The sequence below is a fragment of the Methylobacterium sp. WL64 genome, assembly GCF_008039945.1.
GTDB lineage: Bacteria > Pseudomonadota > Alphaproteobacteria > Rhizobiales > Beijerinckiaceae > Methylobacterium.
Map to the genome: position 1 here is coordinate 1 of NZ_VRVA01000293.1, position 936 is coordinate 936.

At 56.7% G+C, this 936-nt stretch carries 1 protein-coding gene; it reads right to left on the reverse strand.

What is annotated here, in order from left to right:
- Positions 1-214: 214 nt before the first annotated feature.
- Positions 215-469, reverse strand: a complete 255-nt coding sequence (locus FV242_RS33955) for a hypothetical protein (protein ID WP_147942038.1) — start codon at positions 467-469, stop codon at positions 215-217.
- Positions 470-936: the final 467 nt, after the last annotated feature.

Consider the following 936-nt stretch of genomic DNA (forward strand, 5'->3'; position numbering starts at 1 on the left):
CGATGCGCTCAACCTTGGGGTCCGTGCTGGTGGTCTCGGTATCGAGGACGATCTCACGCGTCATGCCGCCTTGCTCTTCCGGTGTGCCTGCTGCCCCTCGAAGGCCGTTCGCACACGATCGTCAAGGAATTCGATAGGCGCACCGGCCGGGCAGCTATATCATCACGGCTCGCCCGGCCTTGCACATCTCGACCGTATGTCGCTCCAGCGCTCGTTAGTTCTCTCCACGAACGGATCGAATGTCGGAGGCTTTGGACACCTGGCGCCCGGTCTCCCGGCCCACATAGTCGATGTCGGGGTTGAACGACTGTTCCCTGAAGGGCTGGGCCGACGTGCGATTGACCTCCGCTTTGGCTAGCTTGAACGCCTCGGCGGCAGGGATCGCGAGACGGAGGACGGTGGCGAACCCCTCTAGGATCAAGTCCTCGGCATGCGGATTGCCGCGCGCAAGGTTTCGCAACTCTGCCAAGGTTGGCTCTGGGTTCGCCCTAACGCGGCGACGAAAGGACTGTCGGCGCCATTTGGCTGGCGATCTAGCCGCTCTTTGACGGGCGGCTTCCGGTGAACGATTTTTATCTGCGTATAGGCTTCGATCTCTGTTGATCCCGAGTTTGAAACACTTTTTCCATTGGGCAGCAAGACTGCGATCCGGCAATTTACACAACGGGTCAGCACGCAATGCCGATATTTCTTCTGGCCTCCATCGTCCGGAATAATTTTGCCTTCGTGTCACGTATACTCCGGAAGCCGAAAGACCTTTAATCAGCCTTGCTGACTTACGCATTGTGTTGACACGCTGGCAACATTTATCCGAGCAATATATCTTATCAAAAACAGTTGTCTCGAACCTATCCCGGCAACTTGGGCATTCTAGCTTTCTCAAAGGCTGTATGTTACGCCCTAGACGCAGACTAATACCAGCCCTATGGCCTCGGC